Origin of the sequence: Amaricoccus sp. (assembly GCF_036846665.1) — a bacterium.
Lineage (GTDB): Bacteria > Pseudomonadota > Alphaproteobacteria > Rhodobacterales > Rhodobacteraceae > Amaricoccus.
In genome coordinates this window covers 1-3,250 of sequence record NZ_DAIUBO010000338.1, presented here as the reverse complement: position 1 = coordinate 3,250, position 3,250 = coordinate 1, and the positions used below count along the sequence as shown (strand labels likewise).

At 71.4% G+C, this 3,250-nt stretch carries 3 protein-coding genes and 3 pseudogenes; 3 read left to right on the top strand and 3 right to left on the bottom strand.

Translation table 11 applies throughout. From position 1 onward, the window contains the following. Positions 1-187 (top strand): annotated as a pseudogene (locus tag V7050_RS19865) (ABC transporter permease); the annotation flags it as partial. Then, positions 184-1,572, top strand: coding sequence for an FGGY-family carbohydrate kinase (locus tag V7050_RS19860; RefSeq protein WP_324369709.1), 1,389 nt, complete (start codon positions 184-186; stop codon positions 1,570-1,572). The pseudogene V7050_RS19865 and the gene V7050_RS19860, both read left to right, overlap by 4 nt. A 30-nt stretch (positions 1,573-1,602) precedes the next feature. On the opposite strand, the gene V7050_RS19855 is transcribed toward V7050_RS19860, so the two are convergent. The 3 genes and pseudogenes from V7050_RS19855 to V7050_RS19845 all read right to left on the bottom strand — a co-directional run bounded on the left by V7050_RS19855 (position 1,603) and on the right by V7050_RS19845 (position 2,535). After that, positions 1,603-2,094, bottom strand: coding sequence for a hypothetical protein (locus tag V7050_RS19855; RefSeq protein WP_324369711.1), 492 nt, complete (start codon positions 2,092-2,094; stop codon positions 1,603-1,605). Between the two features lie 106 nt (positions 2,095-2,200). Continuing rightward, positions 2,201-2,371 (bottom strand): annotated as a pseudogene (locus V7050_RS19850) (urease subunit beta); the annotation flags it as partial. Beyond that, positions 2,371-2,535, bottom strand: a complete 165-nt coding sequence (locus V7050_RS19845; protein WP_324369713.1) for a hypothetical protein — start codon at positions 2,533-2,535, stop codon at positions 2,371-2,373. The pseudogene V7050_RS19850 and the gene V7050_RS19845, both read right to left, overlap by 1 nt. A 263-nt stretch (positions 2,536-2,798) precedes the next feature. On the opposite strand from V7050_RS19845, the pseudogene V7050_RS19840 reads away from it, so the two are divergent. After that, positions 2,799-3,250 (top strand): annotated as a pseudogene (locus tag V7050_RS19840) (dihydropyrimidine dehydrogenase); the annotation flags it as partial.

Below are 3,250 nucleotides of genomic sequence, written 5' to 3'. Positions count from 1 at the left end.
CCTCGGCGGGTCGGGTTCGATCCCCGGCGTGGTGATCGCCGCCTTCGTCATGGGGCTGGTCACCTTCGGCTTCGGCCTCCTGAACGTGCCGGGGATCGTGATGTCGATCTTCGTCGGCCTGATGCTGATCGGCGTCATCGCGCTGCCGCGGCTCTGGGCCCGCCTCGCGGCCCGGCGGAGGGCATGAGCACGATGGCGGGCGGGCATGTGGGCGTCATCGACATCGGCAAGACCAACGCCAAGGTCGCCCTGGTCGATCTCGACAACTTGCAGGAGATCGGCGTCCTGACCATGCCGAACGCGGTCCGGCAGGACGGCCCCTATCCGCATTTCGATACCGAGGCGCTCTGGGATTTCATGCTCGGCGGCCTGGCCGAGCTGCACCGGCGCCATCGCATCGACGCGCTGACGGTCACCGCCCACGCCTCGGCGGCGGCGCTGCTCGACGGGTCGGGCGCCCTGGTGCTCCCGGTCCTCGATTACGAGCACGACGGGCCGGACCGCCTCGCCGAGGCCTATGACGCCCTGCGTCCCGGTTTCGCCGAGACCGGATCGCCGCGTCTCGCCGGGGGGCTCAACCTCGGGGCCCAGCTCTTCTGGCAGCTCCGGACCTGGCCTGATCGCGCCGACCGGATCGCCGCGGTCGTCACCTATCCGCAATACTGGGTCTGGCGGCTGACCGGGCGGCTCGCCACCGAGGTCACCTATCTCGGCTGCCATACCGATCTGTGGGCGCCCTGGGAGAGACGCTTCTCGCCCCTCGTCGACCGGCTCGGCCTGCGGGAGAAGATGGCGCCGGTCCGGATGCCCACGGATCTGATCGGGGCGGTCTCGGCGGAGACAGCCGCACGGACCGGCCTCGGCGCGGGCACGGCCGTCTATTGCGGGATCCACGATTCCAATGCCTCGCTCTATCCGCATCTCCTGCGGCGGCAGGCGCCCTTCACCGTGGTCTCGACCGGCACCTGGGTGATCGCCATGGCGATCGGCGGGCATCCGGCCGAGCTCGACCCGGCGCGCGACACGCTGATCAACGTGAATGCCTTCGGCGACCCCGTGCCCTCGGCCCGTTTCATGGGCGGCCGCGAATTCGAAATCGTCTGCAAGGGGCACGCGCCGGCATCCTCGGAGCGCGACGTGCTGCAGGTGCTCGACCGCGCCATCCTGCTCCTGCCCGGCGTGGAATCCAGGTCCGGACCGTTCCAGGGCCGTGCCGCCGCCTGGAGCACCGATCCCGCCTCGCTGAGCGACGGCGAGCGCCATGTGGCGCTGTCCTTCTATCTCGCCCTGATGACCGGCGTCTGCACCGGGATGATCGGCGCCGAGGGGCCGGTCATCACCGAGGGTCCGTTCTCGCGCAACCGGCTCTATCTGGAGATGCTCGCCTCGGCGCTGAACCGGCCCGTCGCCGGCGCCGGCGATTCGGCCACCGGAACCAGCATCGGTGCAGCCCTACTGACGGGCCGCCGGCCGGAGCGGCCCGAGGCCGCCGAAGCCGGCATGATCCTCCCGGACCGGCGATTGCAGGACTATGCGACGACGTGGCGGGAACGGCTGCGTGCGGAGAGCTGAACGCCGGTTTCGCCCGCGAGGATGTCCGGGTCATTCCGTGGCGCGGGTTCCCGAGACGCGCGAATCCCAGCCGAGCGTGCCGACGGGCTCGGGCAGGTTGGCGAAGACGAAATGCGCCGTGAAGGCGCGCAGCTGGCCCGGCGGCACGTCGGGTCGCGCGATCGCCGAGGCCTCGCCGATCACCGGGCATTCGGCGAGTGCGGTCGCCGGTGTCGGGCAGTCGTAGAGCCGCACCTCGAGGGTCATCTCGCGCAGGCGGAATTCGGGCGAGCCGTTGGCGACGCGGCCGCTCAGGGTCGCGCCGCGGGATGTGCGCTCGAGCGTGACCTGATCGAGGGTCAGCTCCTGCGGCGCGATGCGCTCCTCGGCGCGGCTCGATTCCGGCGCGCTCTGCCAGAAGTAGACGGCCAGCCCCAGCCCGACCGCCGCGCCGCCGATCAGGCCCCAGCGGCGGAATCCGGGCTCGGTGACCAGCGCATAGGCATAGGCCGCAAGGGCAAGGGCGAGAACGAAGATCGGCATGGCTTCCTTCCCGATCGCATGTCCGTGGCCGGAGCGGAAGGCGGCGCGGCCCGGACGAGCGTCAGTCGAGCGGCCCCATGGCCGCGCCGCTGAGCCCGAAAACGCGTCGCGCGCCGGGGCGGTCGAAGTCGAGCGCGGCATTGGTCTCGGCAAGACGACAATGGCTGCCGACCTGGACCGGACGGTCGCCGGTATTGGCGATCTCGAGCGCGATGCTCTCGCGATCGGCGTTGAGGAGGATGTCGCCCGCAGCCGGAAGGATCTCGCCGGGGATCATCACCGGCGCATCCGCGCCTTCCAGGCCCCGAAGGCCACCGCCGCAACCAGCGCCGCGAGCAGGAGCCCGACCGGCGTCTCGGCGCCATGGGGATGGAGATGCGCGCCCGGATGCGCGAGCGCCGCAGCGGGGAGCAGCAGGAAAGCGAAGGCGGAACGGATCATGACGACTCCTCGATGCCGGACCATGCCACGCTTAGACCAAGTCCGGGGCCGGCGCAAAGCCTCCCGTCCGCGCGCCCGTGCGCCCGGCCCGGGCCGGATGGGGGTGCTGGACGTGCCGGGAACTCGGCCGGGCGAGGTCGCGGCACCGGATCTCCGGCGCCCGTTGCCCTTCGCCGGCCAGATCACGGCAGTGTTTTACCAGTTGATCAAGAATCGCGCCCGTGTCAGCCTTCTCCCGGAGCTGCGCCCGCCAGGAGAGGTCAATGCCCGCAACGCCGCAGACGCCGGGGATCGTCGCGCACCGCCTGCCGCCCGAACGCATCGCCGAGAATTTCGCGGACATCGCCCCGCCCTTCACCGCGCACGAGGCGCTCGTGGCGGCGGATCGCTGCTATTTCTGCCATGACGCGCCCTGCGTCACCGCCTGCCCGACATCGATCGACGTGCCGCTCTTCATCCGCCAGATCCAGGCCGGCCAGCCCGAGGCCGCCGCGCGGACCATCTTCGAGGCGAATATCCTCGGCGGCATGTGCGCGCGGGTCTGTCCGACCGAAACGCTCTGCGAACAGGCCTGCGTGCGCGAGGCGGCCGAGGGCAAGCCGGTGGAGATCGGGCGCCTGCAGCGGCATGCCACCGATGCCCTGATGGGGCGCGGCGGGCATCCCTTCCACCGCGCGCCGCCGACCGGCCGGCGCGTGGCCGTGGTCGGGGCGGG